Raw genomic sequence first — 24,795 nt, 5'->3', positions numbered from 1 at the left:
ATGGCGCAGGCCATCATCGATCTGGGCGCCGTCGCGCACAACGTCCGGGTGCTGTCCCGCGCCGCGGGCGCCGCCGGGGTGATGGCCGTGGTCAAGGCCGACGGCTTCGGCCACGGCGCCGCCGAGGTGGCACGCACCGCACTGCGGCACGGCGCGACCCGGCTCGGCGTGACCTCCCCGGACGAGGCACTCGCGCTGCGAGCCGCCGGCATCGACGCGCCGATGCTGCTCTGGCTCTACCCGCCCGACGAGTCGTTCGCCGACGTACTCGCCGCGGGCGTCGAGGTGGCCGCGTCGCGGGTGGAGGCATTGGAGGAGGTCGCCGCCGCGGCAAACGCCCTGGGCGTCGTCGCCGGGGTGCATCTGGAGGCGGACACCGGGCTGTCCCGCGGGGGCGCCCCGGCCGGCGACTGGCCGGACCTGGTCGACGCGGCCCGGCGGCTGGAGAAGAGCGGGACGATCGAGGTCACCGGCCTGTGGTCGCATCTGGCCTCGGCGGAGGACGTCGACTCCGACGGCCTGCGGCGGCAGCTGGACGCGTTCGGCGCGTTCCGCCGGGCCGCGCTGAACGCCGGCCTGGAACCGCGGCACGTGCACCTGGCCAACTCGGCCGCCACCCTGCAGGTGCCGGCGGCCAGGCACACCCTGGTCCGCCCCGGCATCGGGGTCTACGGCGTCGAGCCGGTGCCGAGCCGGTCGTTCGGGCTGCGCCCGGCCATGACGGTGACGGCCCGGGTGCTGCGGACCATGCGTGTCCCGGCCGGCACCGGCGTCTCGTACGGCTGGGACCACGTGATCGACCGCGAGACCACCCTGGCGCAGATCCCGCTCGGGTTCGCCGACGGCATCCCGCGCTCCACCGGCGGCCGGGCCTGCCTGCTGGCACACGGCGTCCGCCGGCCGGTCGTCGGGCGGGTGACGATGGACCAGGTGGTCCTGGACGTCGGTGACCTGCCGGTCACGGCCGGTGACACCGTGGTCATGCTCGGGCCGGGCGACGCGGGCGAGCCGACCGTCGAGGAGTGGGCCGGCTGGGCCGGCACCAACCCGCACGAGATCCTCACCGGCATCGGTGCCCGAGTGCACCGTACTTACGTGCCTGAATGAACCCGGCGGTACGAAAACCGTCGAGGGGATCGTGCACCGAATCGCGATCGTCGCGGATCAGCCGGTCTGGCGGGCGGGGCTGGAGAAGCTGGCGGCTGACGCTGACCTGAGCGTCACCGTGGCAGTGCCGTGCGTCGATGACCTGGGTTCCGACCGCTACGACGCGGTCATCCTCGACCTGCCGCACATCGTCGCGTCCGCGATGGACACGGTCGCCGAGGCCGCCACCCGCGGATCTGTGCTGGTCAGCACCGTTTGGGACGGGTCACCGATGCTCCTCGCGACGGTCCGGGCGGGCGCGCGGGGCTGCGTCAGCCGGTTCGCCGAGCAGGAGATCATGGGCGGCGCGATCCGGGTCATCGCGCAGGGTGGGTTCTACATCTGCCCGCGTACCGTCCATCAGTTCGAGGCCGAGCTCGCCGGGCAGGCCGCCGGCGGACCTCAGGGCCTGACCCCCCGCGAGGTCGAGACCCTGCGCTGGATCGCCTCCGGCCTGACCCACCGGCAGATCGCGCGGCGGATGGGCCTCTCCGACGACACGGTCAACACCTACGCGAAACGCATCCGCACCAAACTGGGCGTCACCAACAAGGCAGACCTGACCCGCATCGCGATCGAGATGGCACAGGCGGGAGCGGACGGCGGTGTTGCTCGCCGTCCGCTCCCGCCTGCCAAAACCTGACTGACCTGCTCGATCAGGACTTGAAGACGTCCTTGATCTTCTCGCCGGCCTGCTTGAGGTTGGCGCTCTTCTGGTCGGCCTTACCCTCGGCCTCGAGCTGCTCGTCGTCGGTGGCGCGGCCCACACCTTCCTTGGCCTTGCCGCCCACTTCCTCAGCCTTGTTGTCGACCTTGTCGTCGAAAGCCATGGGATACCTCCACGTCGAGGAGAGTTGCCTACAGCCGTGGGGTACCCACTCGCCACAACCGCAATCCCTATTCGTTGAGCGACCTCGATCCCGGGCAGCGGTCGCTGGCGATCGGCTACACCTGGCTCGGCGCGCGGTGGCAGGGCACCGGCATGAACACCGAGACCAAGACCCTTCTGCTGACGTACGCCTTCGAAACGCTCGAAGCTGTCCGGGTGACCTGGGTCACCGATATCCGCAACCTGCGCGCCCAGGCGGCCATCGAGCGCCTCGGCGCGGCCCGCGAGGGTGAGCTGCGCAAACACCGCCGCGCCGACGGCTCGTGGCGCGACACCGTCCTCTACGCCCTCCTCGACGACGAATGGCCGGCCGCGAAACAGAGCCTGGCGCGTCAGACCACCACGCGGTAGTGGGTGGTCAGCGGCCCCTTGTCGTCGTGGACGTGAAAGGCCACGCCGGGCGGCTGCCGCTGGTCCAGGTGGGTGTCGCTGAGATGACGAGCATCGAGGGACAGTACCCGCGGTCAGTGGACGGTGTAGCCGCCGTCGATCACCAGCACGGAACCGGTGACGAACGCGGCGGCGGGCGAGCACAGGTAGACCACCGTCGGGGCGATCTCCTCCGGATCGGCGTACCGCTGCTGCGGGGCGTCCTCGATCCACATCCGGCGGAACTCGGGCCGGTCGACCGGCGCCATCTCGGTCTTGACGTAGCCCGGCGCCACCGCGTTGACCCGGATGTTGTCCGCCGCCCACTCCGCGGCCAGCGACTTGGTCAGCTGGTGGACCGCGGCCTTGGAGGCGTTGTACGGCGCCTGGGCCTGTGGCCGGTTGACGATCAGGCCGGAGATGGAGCCGATGTTGACGATCGAACCGCCGCCGGTCGCGCGCAGGTGCCGCCCGGCGGCCAGGCTCACCTTCCACACCGCCCGCACGTTGAGGTCGAAGACCTGCTGCCATTCGTCGTCGGTGGCGTCCCAGGCCGGGTTGTGGAAGCAGGTGCCGGCGTTGTTCACGACGATGTCGAGCCCGCCGAGCGCCTCCACCGCCTCGTCGACGCCGCGCCGCACGTCGTCGTCACGGGTCAGGTCGGCGCCGATCGCGTGGGCCTGAACACCGGCCTCGGCGAGGCGCCCGACGGCGGCCCGGTTGGCGTCGGCGTCCCGCCCGATGAAGGCGACCGAGGCGCCGCAGTCGGCCAGCGCCTGGGTGAACGCGTACCCGAGACCGCGGTTGCCGCCGGTGATCAGAGCCTTGCGCCCCTGCAGGGAGAAAGCGGCCAGGCCGCGGGGAAAGTCGCTCATCGTCGCAACCTACGCCGAGTACGGCGTCGAACCATGTCGCAGGCCCCGGTGTCGAACCGGGCATTCCGCCGGTATGAGGGGCGGCCGAGCAGCCAACGCTCGCCTGCGGTGCTCCACGGCGGATGACACATCGTGAGGGTGGGCCCGCGGTCATCCGAGGCGCCGTAGGGCTGCCCCGACCCATCGACGCCGCGACCCAGGCGAGCGTCTCCGCGGAGGGCCGGCGCTGCCTGAAGCCGCCATCCCTCCAGTCGCCGTCGGTCATGAGCGTGAGCCTGATAGCGAACCTCGGCAACGTGCCCTCGCCAGGGATCGAACCTGGGACCTTCCCGGTGTGAACGGGACGCTCTTCCGCTGAGCTACAAGGGCGGGGTCCTGCGTGCGGCCCGCAGGTTCAGGTCGCGTCAGGCGTACCACCTGTCGTGCGGGTGCCGGCCGGGATGGAAGCCCAGCGCCTCGACCATGGCGACTGCTTCCGCGAAACCGGCGCCGACACCGCCGGGATGGTGCGCGTCGCTGCCGAAGGTGACCACCTCACCGCCGGCCTCCCCCCACCACCGCACGATCTCCGGGAAGGGCCGTCGATTCGTGTTGACCTCCAGCGCCAGGCCGGCGGCCGCCACCGCCGTCAGCGCATGCCGGAACTCCTCCTCGAAGTCCGCGGGGTCGAAGGGCCCCGCGTCCGCGGGCCAGAACCGGCTGACGAAGTCGATGTGGGCGAGCGCCTCGAAGTCCGTGGATCCGGCCACCAGCCGGGCAATTTCGGCCAGGTAGTCGCGGACCACCTCCGCGGCCGGGCGTCGTGCGAAGTGCTCGCCCGGCTCGTTGAGCCCGCCACCGAGTGGCAGGGTGTGCAAGGAACCGAGTACGCGGTCGAACCGCCCCGCCGCGAGCACCGCGGCAACCTGATCTCGATGCCAGTGCGGCTCGCCGACCTCCACCCCGGTGAGGATCACCAGCTCGGGAAATCTCTCCCGGCAGCGCTGCACGCACGCCAGATAGCCGTCGACGTCCAGTGGGGGCGGTGCCAGCGTCCCGTCCTCGGTGATCAGGTCGGTGACCTTCGCGGGGGCGTCCGGCGCCGGTTCCACATCGGTCCAGACGGTGAAGTCGAGGTGTTCGGTGAAGGCGATGGCCGGCAGGCCCACGGCCAGCGCCCGGGCGCAACTGGCCTCCATGTCACCTGGCTCGCAGTCCCAGGACCATTCGGTGTGAACATGTCCGTCGGTGGGCAGCATGGCCTCAAGCATGTCAGCCGACATGTGTCATCCGCTGTGGAGTTTTCAAGAGACAGAAGAGCCGCCGGTCCCGGATGGGGGCGGCGGCGTGAAACCTGGCCGGCGGGATGCTAGCGACGCCACCGGGAACGCGACATGGACCGCTGTGGGACGGTCGTCGTATGCCGCATCATCGGGTGCTCCCTCAGGTCGTCGGTGGTGATGACTACGGTAGGACCGGCTGGTGGCGACGGGCAACGCGTTTATAGTTCGCACGATGCGATGGTCGCGCGACGCCCTGATCGCGGCCGTGGTGGTCGGCCTGTCCTTCACCCCCTGGGTGCGGGACAAGGGCACCGCCTTCGGCTTCGACACGCCGCAGCGGCCGTTCGACCTGCTCGCGGCGGCTCTGGTGCTCGCGCATGCTCTGCCGCTCGTCGTCCGGACGCGGTTCCCGGCGCTCTGCCTGGCCCTGGTTTCGCTCGCTTTCGCGGCGTACCAGATCTTGGGTTTCCGCCCCACCTTCGCGAGCGTCGCGCTCTACCTGGCGCTTTTCACAGCCGGGGTGCGCCAACGGCGCGGTCGGTGGGTCACGGTTTCGATCTGGACCCTGGGGTACGCCGTGACGTGCGCTCTGTTGGTCGTGCTTGATTCACCGGCTCCCCTGCTGGAGTACTTCTACTTCTTCGCCACTCCGGCGGCGTGCTGGCTGGGCGGCGGCTGGGCGCGTGGCGAGTTGCTGCGGCGCGAGGAACAGCACCGGCATGCGGTGGCGTGGGCGGCGCGGGACGAGCGCGAGCATCTGGCCCGAGAGTTGCACGACGTGGTCACCCACCACGTGACGGCGATGATCATGCAGGCGGACGCGGCGCGGTTCGTGCCCGCCGACGATCGGCCGGCCGTGGAGAAGGGGCTGCGTACGGTGGGTGACACCGGCCGCCGTGCCCTGACCGACCTGCGACAGCTGCTCAACGTGCTCAGCCCGGACACCGGGCACGCGCCGCGGATCCCGTCGACGGGCCGGCTGGCGGACCTGGTCGAGCAGACCAGGCTCGCGGGCCAGCCCGTCGAGTTCATCGAGGAGGGCGAGGTCGAGTCGGCGGTGGCGTACCGGGTGGTGCAGGAAGGGCTGACGAACGCGATGAAGCACGCCCCGGGGCGGCCGACGGTGGTCCGTGCGGTGGCCGCCGGCGACAGCTTGACGGTCGAGGTGACGACGGCGGGGCCGGGCGGGCCGGTGCGACCGGGTCGCGGCATCACGGGACTGCGGCGGCGGGTCCGGCTGGCCGGCGGTGACCTGAGCGTCTACCGGGACGACGACGGCGCGTTCGTCGTGCGGGCGACGCTGTGACTCGGTTGCTGGTCTGCGACGACCAGGACCTGGTCCGGGCCGGGTATGTCACGATCCTGTCGTCGCAGCTCGACTTCGAGGTGGTCGGGCAGGCCGCGGACGGCGCGGACGCGGTGGAGCAGGCCCGGCGGCTGCGCCCGGACGTGGTGATCATGGACATCCGGATGCCGCTGCTGGACGGCATCGAGGCGACCCGGGTGCTGGCCGGGCCGGACGCTGCCCCGGACGGCCCGCGGGTGCTGGTGGTGACGACGTTCAACCTCGACGAGTACGTGTTCGAGGCGATCCGGGCGGGCGCCAGCGGTTTCCTGCTCAAGGACACCCCGGCGGAGGCGATGATCGAGGCGGTCCGCACGGTCGCCGCCGGTCATGCCCTGCTGGCGCCGGAGGTCACCCGGAACCTGATCGGCCACTTCGGCGCGCGGCTCCGCGAGGACGACCACCGGGCGGCGGATGTCCTCGCGGAGCTGACCGGTCGTGAGGTCGACGTGCTCCGGCTGGTCGCCGCCGGTCTCTCCAACCCGGAGATCGCGGCGGCGCTGTTCATCGGCCGGGAGACCGTGAAGACCCACGTGTCCCGCATCCTCACCAAGCTCGGCCTGCGCGACCGGGTGCACGCGGTCGTGCTGGCCCACCGGATCGGGCTTACCGCCGAGAAACGATGAACTCCATGGCCAGGCGGGCGCCTTCGGGCGTCTGGGCGGGGGTGTGGCCGGCGTCCGCTACCTCGACCTCGCGGGCGTGCGGGAACTGCGCGGCGGCGGCGTGGCCGGACGCGGTCGGGGTGTTGGCGTCGAGGTCGCCGCTGAGCACCAGGACCGGCACGCCGGGCAGGCGCGCGCCGGGCCGGAACGGCGACCGCGCGGTCGGGTCGTCCGGCCAGCGCAGGCAGGCGCCCGAGTCGAAGTCGGTCCGGGTGGCCCAGGCGCGCGGTGAGAACGGCGCGAAGTCCTTCGGGTCCAGCCGGGCCAGGTGCCGCTCGTAGTCGCGGCGCCGCTCGGCGAGGCTGTCCGAGAAGTCGAAGGCGCGCGGGTAGTCGTGGCAGGAGGTGGCCCAGCTTCCCGGGATCGTCGCGAGCAGCGGACCGGCGTCGGCCGTCGCCGCCTGCGAGGCGAGGTGTGTGGCGACGACGTCGCGGATCGGTGCGAGGTCGCCGTGCCGGGCCGCCGCGACCGCCCGGGCCAGGCCCAGCTGGGCGTCCCGGTCGGGCTGGGTCGAGTACATCTTGGCGACGGCTCCGGCCAGCGCCCACTCGTCGAGCACCACCCGATGCGTACGGTCCCGGTACTCGACGTCCACGGTCGTGGGCTTGCGCCGCAGCTTGGCGGCGAGGTCGCCCAGGTCGGCCAGCACGGTCCGGCCGTCGCACTCCCGCGAACGCTCGCACACCAGCGTGATCGCCCGCCGCAGCGCCGTCGCCGCGACCCCCTCGGTGGTGTCGACGTTGACCGCGTACGCGCCGGCCAGCAGCACCGACCGCACGTGCGCCGGATGCCGCTGCGCATACACCGCCATCAGATAGGTCCCGTAGGACACCCCGAAGAGATCGAGCCGATCAAGACCGAGGGCCCGGCGTACGTCATCGAAGTCATCGGCGACGGCCGCGGTGCCGTAGTAGCGATGCCTCGCGCCGAGCTGCCGTCCGCAGTCGCCGATCGCCTTCCGCTGCGCCTCCAGTCCCTGGAACACCACGTCCGGGCCGGCCAAGGCGGGACAGCTGAACGGATCCGAGCGGCCCACGCCGCGCGGGTCGATCAGCAGCAGGTCCCGCCGGTCCAGGATCGGGGCGAGCGCGCCCGCGAAGTCGTCGCCGGCCAGGTCGATCGTCGAGGTGCCCGGACCGCCCGGGTTGGGCACGATCGTGCCGAGCGACGGCCTGCTCCGATCCCGCCGGGGCAGCAGCGCGAAGGCCACCGTGGTCGTGCCGGCCCGGGGATCGGCCCGGTCCAACGGGACGGTGATGCTGCCGCAGAGCGCGCCGGGCACCGCCTCGAGGTCCGTGCACGGGCGGGTGGGCGTACCCGAGGAATGAGCCGGAACCAGACCGCCCAGCGCGAGCACCATCGCCAGAAAAGCGTGTTTCACCATGCACTCGAACCTAGGATCGGCACCCTGGTCACCGAGTCACCCTCGTGCGCGGCCAGGTTCTCCCCCAGCTGGGGGATAGTGTGACCACGGTCACGGAACTCGGGCCGCTCGACGGACAGGGAACAGGTGTGTATCGCACTCTCCGTGCCCGGCTGCGCGCCGGCGACGCCGACGCGTTCGGGCAGGTCTTCGACGACCATGCCCGCGACGTGCACCGGCACGCGTTGCGCAGCACCGGTTCCTGGACCACCGCCGAGGACGTGGTGTCGCTGACGTTCTTCGAGGCGTGGCGGCTGCGGGAGAGCATCCTCCCGGACGGCGACGGCGTCCTGCCCTGGCTGCTCGGCATCGCCACGAACGTGCTGCGCAACATCCGTCGCGCGGCACGCCGGCACACCGCCGCGCTGGGCCGCATGCGCACCGAGACGGTGCCCGACTTCGCCGACGCCGTCGCCGACCGGATGCACGACGCCGAACGGCTGGCCGCGGCGGTCACGGCGCTGAAGCGGCTGCGCCCGGCCGAGCGCGAGGTGTTCACCCTCTGCGTCTGGTCGGGTCTGGACTACGCGGAGACCGCCGACGCGCTCGGGGTGCCGATCGGCACGGTCCGGTCGCGGCTGTCCCGGGCGCGGGCCCGGCTGCGGGATCTGACCGAACGGGAACTCGCGCCGGGTCGCGGACAGGTACTGGATGGCCGCGGTCCCGCGGCCCGATCGGCCCAGGAGGGGAACCGATGAACGACAAGCCCGCCGACCTCGCACGCATGCTGCCGGCGCCGATCGTTCCCGACCTGAGCGCCGACCGCCACCGCGACCTCAAGGACGCGTTCATGCAGACCATCACCGAGGTACCCCAGGCTCAGCCACGGCCGGCCCGGCGCCGCTGGGCGATGATCGCCGCGCCGGCCGCCGCCTTCGCCGTCGCCGCGGTCGCCATCACCGCCGTGACCGTCAGCCGCCAGTCGAGCGGCCCGGAGGGCAGCGCCGCCCCGATCATCGCCGTCGATCCGGGCAGCGCCTCCGGGGTGGCACCGCTGATCGACCGGCTCGCGCTCGCCGCGGGCGGCAGCCCGAGCACCCCGGTCGGCTCCGGGCAGTTCGTCTACATCCGCAGCAAGGTGGCGTGGCTGGTCTTCGCGGAGCCGATGCCCGAGGACGGCTCGCAGAGCATGGGTGAGGATCCGATGATTCTCGACAAGGTGCACAGCCGGGAGATCTGGATCCCGGCGACGGCCGGCAGCACGGGCAAGATCCGCGAGCACGGCGACCTGTTCGGGCTGGAGGGCACCCGCACCAACTCCTTCTACGCCGGCTGGCCCACCGATCCCGACGCCCTGCTGCGGAAGGTCTACACCGACACCAAGGGCCAGGGCCAGAACTCGGACGACCAGGCGTTCGACGAGATCGGCGAGGCGCTGCGCGAGAGCATCCTGCCGCCCGAGGTGGCCGCGGCACTGTACCGGGCCGCGGCCAAGATCCCCGGCGTGGTGCTGGTGAAGGACTCGGTCGACGCCGCCGGACGGCACGGGGTGGCGGTCGCCCACACCGACATCCAGGGCGAGCGCCGCGAGTGGATCTTCGACCCGGACACCTTCACCTACCTGGGCGAGCGTTCCTACCTGGTGCGCGACACCAACGTCGGCAAGAAGGGCATGCTCACCGGCACCACGGCCGTGCTCGAACGCGCGGTGGTGGACAAGGCCGGCAAGGCGCCCCGCTGAGCCCCGCCTAGGTATAACTAGACGTGGCTGACCAGCCAAGATAGGTCAGTGCTTCCGATGTGCCGGCTCCCCCGTCGTCCGAGGATTGATACATCACCGGATGACAAGGAGACAGGACATGTTGATGCACCCCGACCTCATGCTGACCCTGGCGAACAACCGTCACCGTGAGCTGATCCAGCAGGCCGACAAGCAGCGCCTGCTGGCCGGCGCACGGGAGGCCCGGGCGGCCCGCCGGCCCTTCTCGGCCGGCCGGAGAACCGCGGCGGTGCGGGGACGACCCACCGGTACCCTGGCGTCGTGCGAACCATCCGCGGCGGTGCCGGCCCGGTGATGATCGGGCGAGACGGCGAGCTGCGCCGCTTGGCGCAGCTCGCCGCTTCACGTGAGCCCGCGGTCGCGCTGATCGCCGGCGAGCCGGGCATCGGCAAGACCCGGCTGGTGCAGGAGCTGCTGGGGACTCTGCCGGCCGAGACGGTGGTGCTGGTCGGCCAGGCGGAACCCGGCTCGCTGTCCCGGCCGTACGAGGTGCTCCTGGACGCCATCGACGGGCGCCCGGAGGTCGACGAGGAACAGCTGGCGGCCCTGGCGGACGCCCGGCGCAACCCGGTCGAGCGCCTGCACACCGGTCTCTCGCTGCTGGCCGACCTGATCGGCGACTCCCCCGCGATCCTGGTCTTCGAGGACCTGCACTGGGCCGACTCGGAGAGCGCGGCGCTGTTCGAGCGGATCGCCGACCAGCGCGGACCGCGGCTGCTCATCGGGACGTACCGGCCGGACGAGGTGACCCACCGCCAGCCGGTGGCCGGCCTGCTGGCCCGGATGGAACGCCGGCACACCGTCACCCACGTCCGCCTGGACCGCCTCAACCCGGCGCAGACCGCGGCGCTGCTGGCGGCGGCCACCGGCGGTCCGGCGCCGATGCGCGCCGCCACCGCACTGCACCACCGCACCGGCGGCAACCCGTTCTTCCTCGAGGAGCTGCTGCGCGCGCTGCCCGCGAACGACGTGGAGGCGCTGGTCGATCAGCCGCTGCCGTGGAGTCTCGCCGACGTGCTGCGCCGCCAGATCGACGACCTCGACCCGGACAGCCACCGGATCGTCGAGGCCGCCGCCGTGCTCGGCCAGCGCATCCCGTTCGACCTGCTCGCCGACGTCACCGGCGCCGGCGAGGACGAGCTCATCGCCGCCCTGCGCGACCTGGTCACCCGGGGCGTTCTGGTGGAGTCCGGTGAGGACGAGTTCGCGTTCCGGCACGCGCTGGTGCGCGAGGCGATCGGCGACCAGATGCTCGGCCGCCAGCGCCGCCGGCTGCACGAGGCGGCCCTGGACGCGCTGCTGGGCAGCGGAGGCTCCGATCCCGCCCTGGTGGCGCACCACGCCCGCGGCGCCGGCCGGTACGAGGACCTGATCGCCGCCGCCCGCCGGGGCACCGAGCTGTACCTGTCGATCGGCTCCGCGTACCAGGCCCTGCAACTGGCCGAGATGGGCCTCGACGAGGTGCCCGACGACACCGACCTGCTCGCCGGCGCGGCCCGCGCGGCCTGGCTGGCCAGCCTGCTGGACGACGCCCTGCGGTACGCGCGGCGCTGGCGGGACCTGGCCGGCACCTCGACCGAGCGGGCCGAGTCGCTGTACCTGCTGGTCCGGATCGCCTGGGAGATCCGCGAGCCGGACGAGATGCGCGCCCTGACCCAGGACATCGAGAGCCTGATCGCGCAGCTACCGCCCGGGGCCGACCAGGCACGGGCGATGACCGCGATCGCGCAGTCGTCGTACCTGCGCGACGAACTCGACGCGGCGCTGCTCTGGTGCGACCGCGCCCTGGAACTGGCCGAGGAGTTCGACCTGCCGGGCGTACGCCTGACCGCTCTTGTCGAGAAGGGCTCGACCCTCACCGAGCGTCCGCACACCGCGGCCGAGGGCCGGGAACTGCTGTCCGCCCTGGTCGACGAGGCCGAGAAGGCGGGCGAGTGGGTGCTGGCCGCCCGCGCCCTCAACAACCTGGTGCACGGCGAGCCGCCCGCCTCGCCGATCGAGCACGCCGAGCTCCTGGAGCGGATGCGGGTGGACGCCGAGCGGGCCGGCTTCGAGTCGCTCGCGGTGGCCACCTACTTCCAGGGCCGGGCCCGGCTCGCGCTGCGCGCCGGCGACCTGAACGGCGCGATCGAGGCGCTGGAGGAGGGCCGCGCGCAGGACAGCGGCTACCAGCGCCGGGGCCGCTGGGCCGACTACCACGGCGTCTTCCTGGCCGGGCTGTACCTCGAGGTCGGCGAGCTGGACCGGGTCGAGAAGCTGATCACCGACCTGAAGGCGTTGCCCGACAACCCGCCGGTCACCATCCCGGGCCTGGTCTTCCACCTCGCCTGCCGCCGCTACGACCTGGCCGGCGCCGAGGCGGCCCTGGACCGGCTCTTCACCGAGCTGGCCGGCCAGCCGTGGCGCAGCGGCGAGCAGGCGCACGACCTGATCTCCGCCGCGCTCGAGCTCGGCCTGCCGATGCACCGGCTCGACGAGATGGGCGTCAAGCTGCTCGACGCCGAGGTGTGGGACGCCTACCGGACCCTCATCGAGGCCCAGCTCGCGGAGGCACACGGCCGGCACGCGGAGGCGCTGGCCGGCTACCTGTCCATCGCCGAGGCGCACATCTTCGGCCCGGCGACCCGCGGCACCGTCCGCGTCGGCGCGGCCCGCTGCCTGCTCGCCGGCGGCCGGCACGCGGAGGCCGTCGCCCAGGCGGAGGCCGCGGCGACGCTGCTGGCCGAGTGGCGTGGCTGGCGGGTGGCCAAGCTCGCCCAGGTGCGCGCGCAGCTGGGCATGGCGCCGGCCGACGCGGCGTCCGCGGTCACCGGTCCGGCCGCGCTGACACCCCGCGAGCGGGAGGTGGCGGTGCTGGTCAGCGACGGGCTGACCAACACGGAGCTGGCCCGGCGCCTCTACATCTCGCCGAAGACCGCCGCCGTGCACGTCTCCAGCATCCTGCGCAAGCTGGGCGTCTCATCCCGCACCGAGGTCGGCGACCTGGTGGGCCGACGCTGACACGCCGTAGTCGAACGGCAGGCCGAGCCAGGGCTCGAACACGTAGGTGATGCGAACCTCGCCGCCGGCCACCGACGTCCCGATCCCGGCACATCCGGTGCTCAGGGTGAGGTCCCGGAGCGGACGGAGCGTGTCGCAGGCCGCTGACTGGGCGCTGTGCAACGGGCTGGTGCCCTCGAGCGGCGTCGGACTGTCCGCGTCGCGCCAGGGCTGCACACCGAGGGCCTCCGCCTTGACCGCCGCACCGGCCGCCGCGTCGGCCCCCGACCGCGCCGCGTCCTCGATCAGCGACTCCGACCAGGCCCGCAGCACAAACCCGCTTCCGGCGTACGCGAGGACGAGAACCCCGGCCGTGACCAGGAGACCCTTCTTCACTGAACCACTCATCTCGATCTCTCCCCGTTGCGATGTGTCGCCTATTGTTGCGCTGATGGTGAAGCGGTTGGGGTGGGTCTCGGCCCGCGAGGCGCTCGGGCGCGACGAGGACGAGGCTCTGGCCCTGCCCGCCTTGCGAGCGGCCGGTGTCGAGGTCGAGGTCGTGGTGTGGGACGACCCGGCGGTGCGGTGGGAGTCCTACGACCGGGTGGTGCTGCGGTCGGCGTGGGACTACCCGGAGCGGCTCGATCAGTTCCTGCCCTGGCTGGAGAGGGTCGCAGCGGTGACGGACCTGCGCAACCCCGTGCCGATGGTGCGCTGGAGTCTCGACAAGCATTACCTCACCGAACTCGAGCACGCGGGAGTGCCGGTCACGCCGACCGTCTTCGTCGAGCCCGGTGACGTGCCGGCGTTCCCGGCGGGCCGTCGACCTCGTCACCCGGCGCTTCGGTGTCCCGCTCTACGCCCGCGTCGACCTCGTGCGCGACGACGCCGGCCGGTCGTGCGTCCTGGAACTGGAACTCGTGGAGCCGTCGCTGTTCCTCCCGCAGGCGCCACCGAAGTCGACCGCCCGCCTCGTCTCCTGCCTGCGCAGTTCCGGAACTCCTCGCTTCGCTTGACTCGTGGCAGTCAACTGTTAAGACTGTTACTGATTTATCCCTCTCCCCGGAGGAATCCCCCATGCGCAAATCCAGGCTCCTCATCGCGGCGGTCACCGTCGCGGTGGCTCTGAGCGCCGGTCTCACCGTCGCTTCCCGAGGCGACAACGCGGAAGCGGCCGTCGTCTGGAACGAAGACTTCGACGGTCCCGCCGGCTCCGGCGTCGACACGTCGAAGTGGAACTTCGACACCGGCGGCAGCGGCTTCGGCAACCAGGAACTGCAGTACTACACCAGCGGCACGAGCAACATCGCCAAGGACGGCCAGGGCCGCCTGGTCATCACGGCCCGCAAGGGCAGCGGCGGCCACAACGACTGCTGGAACGGCGTCTGCCAGTTCACCTCTGGCCGGATCCAGACCGCCGGCAAGTTCACCCAGCAGTACGGCCACGTCGAGGCTCGCATCCAGGTCCCCAACGGCTCCGGCCTCTGGCCCGCCTTCTGGATGCTCGGCGGCGGGAACTGGCCGACCGACGGCGAGATCGACATCATGGAGGTCGTCGGCCGCGAACCCAACCAGCTGTTCGGCACGCTGCACGGCCCCGGCTACTCCGGTGGCGGCTCGTACGGCAACACCATCGTCTCCGGCACGCCGTGGTACCAGGCCTTCCACAACTACGCCGTGGACTGGTCGCCCAACCTGATCGTCTGGACCGTGGACGGCCAGGAGTTCTTCCGGGCCACCCCGGCCTCGCTCCAGGCCGCCAAGGGCAACGTCAGCTGGGTCTTCAACCACTCGTTCTTCATCATCCTCAACCTGGCGGTCGGCGGTAACTTCGGCCAGGGCAACCCGGCGGGCCTGCCCGCCGAGAGCAAGATGCTGATCGACTACGTGCACGTCAGCACCACGAGCACCCCGCCGCCGGCCGGCGGCAACGCGCTCAGGTCCAACCTGAGCGGCCGGTGCGTCGACATCCCCGGCGCCAACCCGGTGGACGGGGCCCGGCTGCAGACGTACGACTGCAACGGCACCGCCGCGCAGCAGTGGACGGCCAACGGCGACGGCACGCTGCGGGCGCTCGGCAAGTGCATGGACCCGGCCGGCGGCGCCCTCGCCAACGGCACCCCGATCCAGCTGGTCACCTGCAACGGCAACCCGGTGCAGCGGTTCACCCTCTCGTCCTCGGGCGACCTGGTGAACGTGTCCGCGAACAAGTGCGTGGACATCAAGGACCGCAACACCGCCAACGGCGCCCAGCTCCAGTTGTGGGACTGCTCCGGCGGCTCCAACCAGAAGTGGGCCCGCGCCTGATCCACCGAACCATCAGAACGCCGGCGGCCTCCGGGCCGCCGGCGTTCCGCGTACCTAGGGTCCGAAAGCCCACGTCACCATTCGTGGAAGCTCTTGTTCCCAGAACGCGTCGCCGTGCGAGCCGGCGCGAACGGTCAGGACAACGTCCCCGCCGGCATCGCGCAGCGCGTCCGCCCAGCGGGCCGCGTTGTCCCGGAAGAAAGGTTCCTCGGTGCCGGTGACCAGGTAGGTGCGCGGAAGTCGACCGGTCAGCACGGCGGGCGGCTGGTACCCCGCCCCGGGCGAGGCCCCGAAGACCGTGTTGTAGATGCCGGGATGGCGAAGCCCCATGGCCAGGGCGAGTTCCGCACCGGCCGAGACACCGAAGACCGCGGTCCGGTGGGCCGGCAGCTCGACGCCCAGGCGTGTGACTGCCCAGCGGCGCACGTCCTCGACGAAGAATTTCTCGTGCGCCGCGAACCGCTCGGGGTCGAAGGCGAACGCGGCCGTCGTGCGGCCCGGTGAGTACTCGTGGATGCGCAGCGTCTCGTCCTCGAGCCGATGCGCGCCGACGATCATCGTGGGCGGCAGGTCGGCGGCCGCCAAGACGCCGCCCCAGGTCTCGACCAGCTGGCCGTCACCGGCGAACACGATCGCCTCGGCCGCGGCCGAGGGGACGTAGGCGGTGACCTGCCGCCCTCCGTCGTAATCCAGAGTCTCGGTGACGAGCTCACCCGCTACGGAAGAAACCATCGCTTGCACCTTACGCGGCGTCAGGGCTGATAGTCGGTGGCGTGGACGAGCAACTGACCGTGGGACGCGTGGCCGGGCTCGCCGGGGTGAGCATTCGCACGCTGCGCTACTACGACGAGGTCGGCCTGGTGCGGCCCTCCGCGCGGACCGCGGCCGGCCACCGGATCTACGCGGCGGCCGACGTGGAGCGGCTGCGGGAGGTGCTCGTCTACCGGCGGCTGGGCTTCGGGTTGCGGGAGATCGCGGAGCTGGTCGACGACCCGGACACCGACGCGGTCGCCCATCTGCGCCGGCTGCGCGGGCTGCTGCTGGAACAGCGTGACCGCGCCGCCGCCATGGTGACGGCCATCGACGACGAACTGGAGGCGCGAGCCATGGGATTCGGGACGACGCCGGAGGAACAGTTGAAAGCGGTCGGCGCGCGGCTGTACGAGACGATCGGGTCCGCCTACCCGGCCACGCGGCGCACCGAGCCGCGGATCGCCGCGAGGATCTGGGAGGCGCTCGGCGACGCGCGGACGGTCCTGAACGTCGGGGCGGGCACCGGCTCCTACGAACCTTCCGGCCGCGAGGTCACGGCGGTGGAACCGTCGGCGGTCATGCGGGCCCAGCGGTGTACGAGAGCGGCGCCGTGCGTGGCGGCCAGTGCGGAGAGCCTTCCGTTCGAGGACCAGTCGTTCGACGCCGCGATGGCGGTCAGCACCGTTCATCATTGGGCGGACCCGGTCGCGGGACTCCGCGAGATGCGGCGCGTGGCCCGCCGGGTGGTGGTGTTCACCCACGACGCCAGTGACGCCGGCTGGCGGCACCGGTTCTGGCTCATCCGCGACTACCTGCCCGAGGTCGCCGGCCTGGTCGCCGGGCGGCCCTCGGTGGACGAGCTGGCCGGTGCGATCGGGGCTCGCCTGGAGCCGGTGCTCATCCCGTGGGACTGCGCCGACGGCTTCTTCGAGGCGTACTGGCGCCGGCCCGAGACGTACCTGGACGAGCGGGTGCGCCGTGCGGTGTCGGTGTGGACCCGGGTCGGGCCGGTGGCCGAACAGCGGGCGGTGGCCAGGCTCCGCGACGACCTGTCGTCCGGACGGTGGGCCGAGCGCAACCGCGAACTCGCCGGCCTCGACGCGGCGGAGCTGGGCCTTCGCCTGCTGGTGGCCTGACGCCAGCGGGTCAGACGATGCAGACGCGGTCGCGGCCGGACTGTTTGGCCTGGTAGAGGGCACCGTCGGCGCGGGCCAGCACCGGGCGCAGGTCCTGTTCGCGGTCGTCGAGGATCGCCAGGCCGACGCTGATCGTGACCGGCAGGCCGCCCGCCGCCGTCGGCACCGGCTGGTCGGCGACCATGTGGCGCAGGCGTTCGGCCAGCTCCGGTGCGGTCGCGCAGCGTGGCGTCACGATCGCGAACTCCTCGCCGCCGTAGCGCCCGAGGACGTCCCCGGGCTGCACGGCGTCGCTCAGGCGGTCGGCGACCACCCGGATCACCTCGTCGCCGACCGGGTGGCCGTACGTATCGTTGATCCTCTTGAAATGGTCGATGTCGATCATGATCGCGGCGATCGCCTGACCGTGGCGGCGAGCCTGGCTCAGCTGCCGTTCCGCCTCGCTGAAGAAGTGGTTGCGGTTGAACAGGCCGGTGAGCCCGTCCACGGTGGCCAGCCGCCGCACCTGGCTGAAGAGCTTCGCGTTCTCGTACGCGGTCATGCCCTGCCCGGCGAGCGCGGCGGCGATCTGCGTCTGCGCGTCGGTCAGGTCGTCCTCGCGGCTCGCCCCGACCAGCAGGACACCGGCCGGCGCGCCGCGTTCCGTCACCGGGATCGCCCACCAGCTGCGTGCCGCGCCGAGTACCTCGGCCAGCAGCGAGCCGGGCTGCACCAGGCCCGCGCGCGCGGAGGCGAGGCTGAGCAGATCGGACGGGATGGAGTAGAGCCGGGTGCCGACCGGTGCGGCGGCGCCGAACGCGGCGGCGACCACCAGCGCCTCGTGGTCCAGGCGGGTGAGCAGGACCGCCGAGTCGCCACCGAGCGTACGGGTCAGGCTGGTCAGCAGCAGGCGCATCACCTCGTCCGGGTCCAGCGACGAGCTCTGGTCGGCCATCGCCGCGCGCAACGTCTCGGCGACGTCCCGCTGCCGGCGGGCGGCCTCCACCGCGACCTCCAGCTGGGCGGCGCGGGCGGTCTCCAGCGACACCGCGACGTGGTTCGTGATGGCCTTGAGGATGTCGACGTCGTCGCTGGTGAACACGCCCTTGGCGACCCGGCTGTCGAGGTAGACCACGCCGCGCAGCTGGCCGTCGAACTTCAGCGGGGCGATCAGGATGCTACGCAGGCCGTGGACCTGCACGCTCTGCGAGCCGAGCGCGACGCCTTCCTCGCTGCCGGTCACGACCAGCGGTTCGCCGGTGTGCCGCACCCGGTCGACGAGGGTGGCGCTGTAGCCGGTGAGCTCGCGGATGTCGTTGTACTCGCCGTCGCGGCCCACATGCGGCACGAGCTGGTTGAGTTCGAGGTCGAGCAGGAACAGGAACGCCCGTTCGGCGCCGATGATCCGCAACGTCTCGTCGAGCGCGACCCGGGCCAGGCCGCGCGGGTCCAGAATCGTCGCCGACGCGAGGCTGACCTGCTGCAACGCCTTCAGCCGCCGGCGGTAACGGGCCGCGCCCGGCTCCGCCCGGTCGCCGGAGTCCCGCATCGCGCTCACGTCGCCGGACGTCGCCGACGCGTCCGGGGCGATGCCGAACTCTTCGGTGACCCACCGGATGCGCTGCGGCCACTGCTGTTCGACCGCGATCGTCCGCGCCATCCTGGCCTGGTGCGCGGCCGGGGCGGTCTGGTCGAGGGCGTTCAGTGCCCGGGCGCGTACCCGGGCCGCCTCGTACGCGATCATCGGCGCGTCCAGCGGCAGCAGCTGGACCTCGACGTCGGCGAGGCCGCGCAGCGCCTCCGCCGGGCGGCCGGCGAGCACGGCCAGGTCGGCGCGGGTGACCTGCAGGTACGCCTTCAGCGGCTTGGTGTCGGCCATCGTGGCCAGCCGGGCGACCGCGTCCGCCGCGGTGGCCTGGGTCTCCCCCGGCACCCCCTGGCGGCACCGGGCGAGCCTCGCCATCGCCTCGTAGATGAAGTACAGCCGCTGCTCCGGGACCATCGACCTGGGCTTGAGCCGGTAGGTGGCGAACTCTTCGGTGAGCCGGTCGAACGGCTCGCCCAGCCGGTCCTGCTCGACCAGCGCGACCATCCGGGCGCCGTACAGATTGATCAGTTGCATGGGGTTGTCGGGGTTGGCGTTGAGGAACCGGGCGAGCGCCTTGATGTGGGCGGCCGCCTCCTCAGGCCGGTCGCGTTGCGCGGCGACGACGGCGGCCACCGCACGGATCGCCGCGCCCTCGGCCTCCGCGTCCGGGGCCAGCCGGGACTTGGCGCGCTGGTACCAGGCCTCGGCGTCGGCGGTACGGCCACGCTTGAAGTACTGCATGCACACCGTGGACACGCCAGTCAGGTAGTCGCCGAGCTCCAGCCAGCGCTCGTGCTCGGCGAGCGCCCGCCCCCAGACCTGCCCCTCGTCGTCGCGGCCGCCCAGGTGGCTGCCCGCGCCGCGTTTCCACTCGACGTAGCCGACCAGCTCCGGGTCGCCGATCTCGGCCGCGACCCCCGCCGCACGGTCGTAGAGCCGGGTCGCCAGCTTCGGCCGGCGCGCCACGTCGGCGATCACCCCGAGGCCCGCCATGTGCTGGGCGTACTCCCGGCCCGGCCCGAGCCGGTTGATCGGGTACAGCGCACGCAGGCTGATCAGCGCGCGCATCGCCCGGCGCATCCGCATGGACAGCGCGAACGTGGCGATGTCGTACAGCAGCGCCTGCAGCCGATACCGTTCCCGGGTCCGCCCGACCACATTGCCAAAACCTATTCGGGTACGCCCGATGAGCAGCCCGAGAACCAGGCGGACCAGCGTGGTCGTGGCCAGCGCGAACCGCGTGCGCGGCAGGGGTGTGCCCAGCTCGCGCAGCCCGAGGCAGACCGCGTCGAAGGCCCGGTCGGGACTCCACGCATGGTTGTGCACCTGCGCGACCAGCGCCAGGACCTCGGCCCGGCGGAGCCGATCCGGCTCCGCCTGCAACGCGCGCTCCAGGTGGTTCAGGGCGTCGTCAAATCGTCCGGTACGCGCGCAGCTCGTGCCCAGCGCGACGAGGAAGTCGGGTTGTGGCGTGACACCGGCGCCGGCGGCCGCCCGCGCGGCGACCTCGAGGAAGTCCCGGGCCTCCGCCGGCGCGTGCTCGGCCAGCGCCAGCCGACCGGCCGCGAAGCTGCTCAGGTAGACGCTCCGCGGCCGGTTGGCGGTGTCGCCGAGCGCGTAGTGCCGGGCGATCGCGTACACGTAGCGGGGGTCGCCGGGCGCCGCCGACTCCAGGATCTCGGCGATCCGCTGGTGCAGCCGGCGCAACGTCGCGGCGTCCAGCCCGACCAGCAGCGCCTCCCGGATCCGGTCGTGCGGGAACCGGTAGCCCTCCGGCCCGGCCGTGGTCACCAGCCGCCGCGACTCGGCCTCGGTGAGCAGGACGCGGGCACGGCGCGGGTCCACGGAGCAGACCGAGGCCACCAGGTCCGTCGCGAACCACCGGCCGCCGGCCGCCCCGGCGGCGAGCAGCTCGCGGCTCTCCGTGCCGAGACCGTCGATGCGCTGCAGGACCAGGTCGACGGCGTCGTCGCCGGACAGCTCCATCCGGTCCAGCCCGACCCGGTCCAGGTGCCAGCCGTCCCAGGAGGGCGTGACCAGGCCGGCGTCGAGGACCGCGCGGACGAACTCGCCGATGGTGAACGGGTTGCCGCCGGCCCGGACGGCCAGCTCGGCGATCTGCTCGGCGGGCAGCTCGACAGCGCCGAGGTGTTCCGCGATGAGCTCGGTCACCGCGTCCTGCCCGAGCGGGCCCAGCCTGATCCGGGTGTCCAGGGTGACGTCCATGTCGGCGCCGAACCTCTGCAGCGCCGCCAGGTCGCCCGGGCCGTCCCGGCTGGTCGCGATGACCAGCAGCGGCGTGCCGGTCAACCGGCTGGTCACCTGCTGCAGCACCCGCCTGGTCGGCCCGTCCAGCCACTGCACGTCGTCGATGTGCAGCACGGCCGCCTGGAACTCGTCGGCCAGCCCGATCAGGAACGCCGCGACCGCGTTGACGAACTGCTCGTGCCGGTTGAGCTCGCCGATCTCGGGCGCATGGACCAGGTCGGCGAGCAGCGGCGACAGCGTCCGCAGCAACGGGCCGCCGCGCCCGGCCGCCTTCCGCAGCCGCTGGACGGCCTCGTCACGCTCGTCCGGCGGGAGCCGTTCCACCGTCCGCAGGAAACGCTCGACGGCGCCCCGCAACGGCGCCAGCGGCACCGGGTCGTCGGGCACGCACTTGCCGTACAGGACCAGGTCGCCGTCCTTCGCGACCGCGGTGGTCAGCTCGCGTACCAGCCGGGTCTTGCCCGCACCGGCCGGACCCTCGACGATCACCGCGCCGCCCCCGCCAGACCGCGCCTTCAACCAGCGGTTGGCCAGGTCGATCATCTCCTGGTCACGGCCGATCAGCCGGTCGTGACCGGAGGTCCGGGCCGCGCGCCGGTCGGCCGCCGCGGCGAACCGCGCGGCCGGATCGGTGGCCAGCCGGCGCAGGTCGGCCAGCAGGCTCTCGCCGCTCTGGTACCGGTCGTCGGGATCCTTGGCCATCAGCGTGGCGATGATCCCGGCCAGGGTCGGCGACACGTCCCGGGCGACCGGGACCGGGGCGGTGGCGTGCAGGCGGATCAGCTCACCGGCATCCTCGGCCAGGTACGGCGCCTGCCCGGTGGCTGCCTCGTACAGCAGCGCGCCGAGGGCGTACAGGTCGGAGCGCGCGTCGACCGGCCGCTTCAACATGCCGGTCTGCTCCGGCGGGCTGTACCGCGGGGTGCCCGCGACCCGGTCGTCCTGCGTCCCGCCGCGCGCCGCCAGACCGAAGTCGATCAGCCGGGCGGTGCCGTCCGGCTCGATGATCACGTTGTCCGGCTTGACGTCGCGATGCACCAGCCCGGCGCGGTGCGCGGCGGTCAGCGGCCCGACCAGGTCGATCGCCAGCCGTACCGCCTCGGGCTCGGCCAGCGGTCCGCGGCGCAGCGTCTGCGACAGCGGGCGGCCGTCGATGTACTCGAGGATCAGATAGGGGCCGGCGGTGGTCCGGCCGACCTCGAAGATTCGTGGCAGCAGCGGATGGCCGACGCTGCCGAGCAGCGCGGCCTCCCGCCGGACGTCGGCCAGGGCCTGATCCGGGTCGGCGGTGGAGAGCAACTTGAGCGCATACTCGCCGCCGTGCCGGCGGACACGGTAGACGACCGTCTCGGCGCCCCGCCCGAGCTGCGACATCACCTCCAGATCGGAGAACGACCCGGGCGGCATCCCAAAGATCGCGGTCAACGTGTCCTTCCATTCCCGACAGGTCAGACGGACGTTACGCCCTAGCCACCAGGGGACACCACCTTGTGGATCATCAGACCTCGGCGTCCTCGGTCTCGAGGATCATCAGACGTCGGTGTCCTCGGTCTTGAAATTCACCAGACGTCGGCGTCCTAGCCCTGCGGCAGGATCTCCAGCGGCAGGGCGGTGAGGCCCTCCGCGCCCAGGAACATCTGGGCGCCCGGGCTGCTGGCAAGCGCCCGGACGGACCAACTGGCAGGCGCCCGGACGGGCCGGCTGACGGACGCCGGCGGGCGCCTCGCTCTGGGTCGGCCCACGGTGTCGAGCCACGCGTTGTAGCGCAGGCGCAGCGCACGTTCGGTGCTGACGTTCGCCGCGATGATCGCGAAGCCGATCGTGGACCAGGCGGGCAGGTCGAGGGGTGCGGTGAAGGTGCCCCAGCGCTCGGCCACCGGCGGAATGCGGGAGAGCGACTCGACGAGCTGCGGAATGCCGAGGAGCAGTGAGCCGAGGAGCAGTGAGCCGACGAGCAGTGAGCCGACGAGCAGGATCAACGCGGCTTCGCCGAGGCGGCGGAGGCTCGGGGGCTGCTGGCGGAGCTCATGCTCGATGCCTGGGTGTCGGTCACCGTGGCGCGGAGGGAGACGTGGCCGGTGCGACAACCGCACGGAGGCCGCCCTGCCGGCCCGCGGAGGCCGGCCTGCGCGGCGCCCTCGTCAGCTCTGAGGCGGATTGCTCTTGTCGGCCAGCAGGGCCCGCATGGCGTCGATCTCGCCGCTCTGCTCGTTGATCACGTGCTTGGCCAGGCTGTGCAGGTAGGGGTTGCTCTTCCCGCCGTCGAGCAGCGAGCGGGACATGGTGATGGCGCCCTGGTGATGTTCGATCATCAGGCGCAGGTAGAGCGGGCCCGCCTCGGGCAGCTTCGCCCGGTCCAGGTCGGCCAGCTGAGCCTCGGTGAGCATGCCGTGGCCGCCGTCCGCGGGGCCGGCCACGGCGGGCTGGTCCCAGGCGCTCAGCCAGGCGTTCGTCTCGTCGATCTCGCGCTGCTGGTCGTGCACGATGAATTCGGCGATCAGGCGGATCCGCTCCGGGACCTCGCCCTTGGCGAGCAGGCCACGGCTCATCCGGACCGCCTGCTCGTGGTGCGTCACCATCATCTGGGCGAAGTGCACGTCCACCCCCGACGGACCAGCCGCCGCTGACGCCTTTTTCTCTTCAGGGGTGTGCAGGAACAGAACGGTCAGGCCGGTGAGAGCGAGGATCAGCACGGCAGCAATGCGGCTTCGGATGGCCACGAGAAAGTCCCTGGTGAGAGTGGGGCCGGCCCGGTCCTCGAGGGACCGGGCCGGCCGGGAATCAGTTGCGCTGCTGCCCGTTGACGGCCTCGCGGCCCTCGGGGGCGAGCGGGTTCGTCTCGGTGAAGTCACGCGGCAGGAGGTCGAAGCCCTGCCAGTGCAACGGCATCGGGCTCTGGTCCTCGTCGCGCGGCACGTGGTGGAAGCCCACCCGGACCCACATCACCGGGTCGGTCAGCTTCTGCTTGTCCTTGGCGAAGTCGAGGATCCCGTAGTTGTCCAGCGGGCACTCCGGGTCGGAGACGTTGTCGGTCGCCCACTTGTCGCAGAGGTTCGCCTGGGTGAAGGTGACGTCCGGCTGCATCTCCGGGTGTCCCTCGTACGGGTCGTCGGCGCCGGTGACCAGCTCGTAGGAACGCTTGTGTCCGTCGGCGTTCTTGCTGGTCGGGCTGACCAGGCGCCACCAGCGGCGGTCGACCTTGTTGAGGCTGGCCTCCTTGGCGATCGTCTTGCTGGTGGTCACGAGCTTGGCGGCCTGCGAACCACGGCCGTCCATCTTCGTGTCGTACTGCTCGACGGTCTCGCCGCCCTTGCCGTCGATGTTGAAGTCCACCCGCCAGAAGGCGCTGTGGTAGTGCATGCTCGCGTAGTCCTTCTCGCGCTTACCGATCGGCCACCCGTTGTCGGCCACCGAGTAGTCGCCCGGGGACAGGTCGCCGGTCGCGCCGAGGCGGGCCGAGATCTGCCCGTCGTCGTGCAGCCGGTACTCGGACACGTACTCGTACCAGCCGACCTTGCTGATCGAGCGGAGCACCAGGTCGTGGCCCTCCTTGGTGAAGTACGTGTCCTTCGGCTCGTTGGCTTCGTCGTCCCACTCCTGCTCGTGCAGGCGGTAGGCGAGGCCGGACGCCTCGGCGCTGACACACAGCACGTCCCGCTGCTGCGGGTCCCCGCTGCCGTCGGTGCCCTGGCGCGTGGAGCCGCCCTTGCAGTCGTCGCCGGTGAGCGTCTCCAGCGAGTAGCCGCCGAAGCCGTACGTGGTGAGGTCGTTGTACTCGGTGTCGCCCGTGTCGTACGGCACGTTGAGCTGTGCGAGCCGGATCGACTGCAGCACCTGCACCGGTTCGGGGTGCTTCTTGGTGGAGACGGAGACGTCGGTCAGGACCAGTCCGGCCCGGTCGTGGATGCGCCAGCAGAGCTGCCACGTGGTCCCGTTGGGCAGGGTCTCCCGGACGGTCGACGCTTCACTGCAGGGCGGTTGTGCGGGCGCTGCGACGGCCGCGGTCGGCGCCGCGAGGCCCAGGGTGGCCGCGGTCAGGAGCGCGGCGGCGCCGGCGAGCTTTCGGTACGTCATGCTGGCGGATTCCTCGT

The 24,795-nt window shown here is 72.1% G+C and carries 22 protein-coding genes, 1 tRNA gene and 1 pseudogene; 13 read left to right on the top strand and 11 right to left on the bottom strand.

Annotation, left to right across the window (positions count from 1 at the left end):
• The gene (gene alr, locus QSK31_RS38420; RefSeq protein ID WP_285689639.1) at positions 1 to 1,107 is read left to right on the top strand and encodes an alanine racemase; all 1,107 of its coding nucleotides are present in this window, start codon (positions 1 to 3) and stop codon (positions 1,105 to 1,107) included.
• Positions 1,108 to 1,138: 31 nt separating this feature from the next.
• Positions 1,139 to 1,789 carry a response regulator transcription factor gene (locus tag QSK31_RS38415; RefSeq protein ID WP_285689638.1) on the top strand — a complete coding sequence of 217 codons (651 nt, stop codon included), beginning with the start codon at positions 1,139 to 1,141 and terminating at the stop codon, positions 1,787 to 1,789.
• A 13-nt stretch (positions 1,790 to 1,802) separates the two neighbouring features.
• On the opposite strand, the gene QSK31_RS38410 is transcribed toward QSK31_RS38415, so the two are convergent.
• Complete coding sequence (locus QSK31_RS38410; protein ID WP_285689637.1) at positions 1,803 to 1,976, bottom strand: CsbD family protein; 174 nt, start codon at positions 1,974 to 1,976, stop codon at positions 1,803 to 1,805.
• A gap of 74 nt (positions 1,977 to 2,050) precedes the next feature.
• Between QSK31_RS38410 and QSK31_RS38405 the strand changes: the two genes are divergently transcribed.
• The gene (locus tag QSK31_RS38405; RefSeq protein ID WP_352244539.1) at positions 2,051 to 2,386 is read left to right on the top strand and encodes a GNAT family N-acetyltransferase; all 336 of its coding nucleotides are present in this window, start codon (positions 2,051 to 2,053) and stop codon (positions 2,384 to 2,386) included.
• Positions 2,387 to 2,499: 113 nt separating this feature from the next.
• Here QSK31_RS38405 and QSK31_RS38400 read toward each other — a convergent pair whose 3' ends face one another.
• From QSK31_RS38400 to QSK31_RS38390, 3 genes are all read right to left on the bottom strand, one after another.
• Positions 2,500 to 3,279, bottom strand: a complete 780-nt coding sequence (locus QSK31_RS38400) for an SDR family NAD(P)-dependent oxidoreductase (RefSeq protein ID WP_285689636.1) — start codon at positions 3,277 to 3,279, stop codon at positions 2,500 to 2,502.
• A 297-nt stretch (positions 3,280 to 3,576) separates the two neighbouring features.
• Positions 3,577 to 3,648: transfer RNA gene (locus QSK31_RS38395), tRNA-Val, on the bottom strand.
• 35 nt (positions 3,649 to 3,683) lie between these two features.
• A complete protein-coding gene (locus QSK31_RS38390) occupies positions 3,684 to 4,517 on the bottom strand; it encodes a PHP domain-containing protein (RefSeq protein ID WP_285689635.1) in 834 nt (277 codons plus the stop codon).
• Between the two features lie 256 nt (positions 4,518 to 4,773).
• Between QSK31_RS38390 and QSK31_RS38385 the strand changes: the two genes are divergently transcribed.
• Both QSK31_RS38385 and QSK31_RS38380 read left to right on the top strand, forming a co-directional pair.
• Positions 4,774 to 5,847, top strand: a complete 1,074-nt coding sequence (locus QSK31_RS38385; protein ID WP_285689634.1) for a sensor histidine kinase — start codon at positions 4,774 to 4,776, stop codon at positions 5,845 to 5,847.
• On the top strand, positions 5,844 to 6,512 hold the full coding sequence (locus QSK31_RS38380) for a response regulator (protein ID WP_285689633.1): 669 nt from the start codon (positions 5,844 to 5,846) through the stop codon (positions 6,510 to 6,512). The genes QSK31_RS38385 and QSK31_RS38380 overlap by 4 nt, the downstream gene beginning before the upstream one ends.
• Here the strand turns inward: QSK31_RS38380 and QSK31_RS38375 are convergent.
• On the bottom strand, positions 6,493 to 7,935 hold the full coding sequence (locus QSK31_RS38375) for an alpha/beta hydrolase (RefSeq protein WP_285689632.1): 1,443 nt from the start codon (positions 7,933 to 7,935) through the stop codon (positions 6,493 to 6,495). The genes QSK31_RS38380 and QSK31_RS38375 overlap by 20 nt on opposite strands.
• A 128-nt stretch (positions 7,936 to 8,063) precedes the next feature.
• Between QSK31_RS38375 and QSK31_RS38370 the strand changes: the two genes are divergently transcribed.
• The 4 genes from QSK31_RS38370 (at position 8,064) to QSK31_RS38355 (ending at position 12,694) form a co-directional block, all read left to right on the top strand.
• On the top strand, positions 8,064 to 8,672 hold the full coding sequence (locus tag QSK31_RS38370; protein WP_285689631.1) for an RNA polymerase sigma factor: 609 nt from the start codon (positions 8,064 to 8,066) through the stop codon (positions 8,670 to 8,672).
• The gene (locus QSK31_RS38365; protein WP_285689630.1) at positions 8,669 to 9,655 is read left to right on the top strand and encodes a CU044_5270 family protein; all 987 of its coding nucleotides are present in this window, start codon (positions 8,669 to 8,671) and stop codon (positions 9,653 to 9,655) included. Before QSK31_RS38370 ends, QSK31_RS38365 begins: the two co-directional genes overlap by 4 nt.
• Positions 9,656 to 9,773: 118 nt before the next feature.
• On the top strand, positions 9,774 to 9,989 hold the full coding sequence (locus tag QSK31_RS38360) for a hypothetical protein (RefSeq protein WP_285689629.1): 216 nt from the start codon (positions 9,774 to 9,776) through the stop codon (positions 9,987 to 9,989).
• Positions 9,956 to 12,694: a helix-turn-helix transcriptional regulator gene (locus tag QSK31_RS38355; RefSeq protein ID WP_285689628.1), complete on the top strand. Its 2,739-nt coding sequence runs from the start codon at positions 9,956 to 9,958 to the stop codon at positions 12,692 to 12,694. The genes QSK31_RS38360 and QSK31_RS38355 overlap by 34 nt, the downstream gene beginning before the upstream one ends.
• Here QSK31_RS38355 and QSK31_RS38350 read toward each other — a convergent pair.
• On the bottom strand, positions 12,653 to 13,081 hold the full coding sequence (locus QSK31_RS38350) for a hypothetical protein (protein WP_285689627.1): 429 nt from the start codon (positions 13,079 to 13,081) through the stop codon (positions 12,653 to 12,655). The genes QSK31_RS38355 and QSK31_RS38350 overlap by 42 nt on opposite strands.
• Before the next feature lie 43 nt (positions 13,082 to 13,124).
• Here QSK31_RS38350 and QSK31_RS49295 point away from each other — a divergent pair.
• From QSK31_RS49295 to QSK31_RS38340, 3 genes and pseudogenes are all read left to right on the top strand, one after another.
• Positions 13,125 to 13,358 (top strand): annotated as a pseudogene (locus tag QSK31_RS49295) (DcsG N-terminal domain-containing protein); the annotation flags it as partial.
• Positions 13,359 to 13,467: 109 nt separating this feature from the next.
• Positions 13,468 to 13,689: a hypothetical protein gene (locus tag QSK31_RS38345; protein ID WP_285689626.1), complete on the top strand. Its 222-nt coding sequence runs from the start codon at positions 13,468 to 13,470 to the stop codon at positions 13,687 to 13,689.
• A gap of 61 nt (positions 13,690 to 13,750) precedes the next feature.
• A complete protein-coding gene (locus QSK31_RS38340; protein WP_285689625.1) occupies positions 13,751 to 14,980 on the top strand; it encodes an RICIN domain-containing protein in 1,230 nt (409 codons plus the stop codon).
• Between the two features lie 54 nt (positions 14,981 to 15,034).
• Here QSK31_RS38340 and QSK31_RS38335 read toward each other — a convergent pair whose 3' ends face one another.
• Positions 15,035 to 15,712: an alpha/beta hydrolase-fold protein gene (locus QSK31_RS38335; protein ID WP_285689624.1), complete on the bottom strand. Its 678-nt coding sequence runs from the start codon at positions 15,710 to 15,712 to the stop codon at positions 15,035 to 15,037.
• 41 nt (positions 15,713 to 15,753) lie between these two features.
• Between QSK31_RS38335 and QSK31_RS38330 the strand changes: the two genes are divergently transcribed.
• Positions 15,754 to 16,869 carry a MerR family transcriptional regulator gene (locus QSK31_RS38330; protein ID WP_285689623.1) on the top strand — a complete coding sequence of 372 codons (1,116 nt, stop codon included), beginning with the start codon at positions 15,754 to 15,756 and terminating at the stop codon, positions 16,867 to 16,869.
• A 10-nt stretch (positions 16,870 to 16,879) separates the two neighbouring features.
• Here the strand turns inward: QSK31_RS38330 and QSK31_RS38325 are convergent, their stop codons facing one another.
• From QSK31_RS38325 to QSK31_RS38310, 4 genes are all read right to left on the bottom strand, one after another.
• Positions 16,880 to 22,129: a diguanylate cyclase domain-containing protein gene (locus QSK31_RS38325; protein WP_285689622.1), complete on the bottom strand. Its 5,250-nt coding sequence runs from the start codon at positions 22,127 to 22,129 to the stop codon at positions 16,880 to 16,882.
• 152 nt (positions 22,130 to 22,281) lie between these two features.
• Positions 22,282 to 22,683 (bottom strand): hypothetical protein, encoded by a 402-nt coding sequence (locus QSK31_RS38320; protein ID WP_285689621.1) that lies wholly within the window; start codon positions 22,681 to 22,683, stop codon positions 22,282 to 22,284.
• A 162-nt stretch (positions 22,684 to 22,845) separates the two neighbouring features.
• On the bottom strand, positions 22,846 to 23,424 hold the full coding sequence (locus QSK31_RS38315) for a DUF305 domain-containing protein (RefSeq protein WP_285689620.1): 579 nt from the start codon (positions 23,422 to 23,424) through the stop codon (positions 22,846 to 22,848).
• A 61-nt stretch (positions 23,425 to 23,485) separates the two neighbouring features.
• A complete protein-coding gene (locus tag QSK31_RS38310) occupies positions 23,486 to 24,778 on the bottom strand; it encodes a copper amine oxidase (protein WP_285689619.1) in 1,293 nt (430 codons plus the stop codon).
• Positions 24,779 to 24,795: the final 17 nt, after the last annotated feature.

The organism is Actinoplanes sp. NBRC 103695 (genome assembly GCF_030269485.1).
Classification (GTDB): domain Bacteria; phylum Actinomycetota; class Actinomycetes; order Mycobacteriales; family Micromonosporaceae; genus Actinoplanes.
Note: the sequence above shows the minus strand (reverse complement) of the source record. Positions and strands in the feature narration are given on the sequence as shown.